This is a genomic window from Frankia canadensis (assembly GCF_900197875.1).
In the GTDB taxonomy this organism is placed as follows: Bacteria; Actinomycetota; Actinomycetes; order Frankiales; family Frankiaceae; genus Frankia; species Frankia canadensis.
This window is the reverse complement of the sequence record NZ_FZMO01000517.1, coordinates 1-525: the sequence shown is the minus strand read 5'-3', so window position 1 is coordinate 525 and position 525 is coordinate 1. Positions and strand designations below refer to the sequence as shown.

Genomic DNA, 525 nt, shown 5'->3' with positions numbered 1-525 from the left:
GCGCCAGCGCTCCTGCTCCTGCGCCAACGCCGCCGGTGAAGGCGCTCGCCGCCGCAGGCGCAGGAGCGCTGGCGCTGCTCGTGCTGTTCCTCGGCGTCGCCGCCGGCGTTCTCGCCAGCCTCAACCCGCTCGGTTCGCCTCCCAGCCAGACCGCCGCCGACGACATCCCACCCGCCTACCAGCAGCTCTACGTCGCCGCCGCGGCCACCTGCCCCGGGCTGCCCTGGACCGTCCTCGCCGCCGTCGGCAAAACCGAAACCGACCACGGCCGCAATCCCGACTGGACCTCGGACGCCGGGGCCGTCGGGCCGATGCAGTTCCTCCCGAGCACCTTCGCCGCCTACGCCGTCGACGCCGACGGCGGCGGCCCGGATATCAACGATCCGGCCGACGCGATCTACAGCGCCGCCGCCTACCTGTGCGCCTCCGGCGCCCGCGACGGCACCAACATTGAGCATTTTCAAAGTTGGTTTTTTTAGATTCCTTCCTGTTCCAGGACGAAGACGGCTTGGGTGAATGTGCCGA

1 protein-coding gene is annotated in these 525 nt (G+C 70.1%); it reads left to right on the top strand.

Annotated elements, in window-relative coordinates; all coding sequences use genetic code 11:
- A partial coding sequence (locus tag C1A33_RS27145) for a lytic transglycosylase domain-containing protein (protein ID WP_243407996.1) occupies positions 1–479 on the top strand: 479 nt, incomplete at its 5' end.
- Between the last annotated feature and the right edge of the window lie 46 nt (positions 480–525).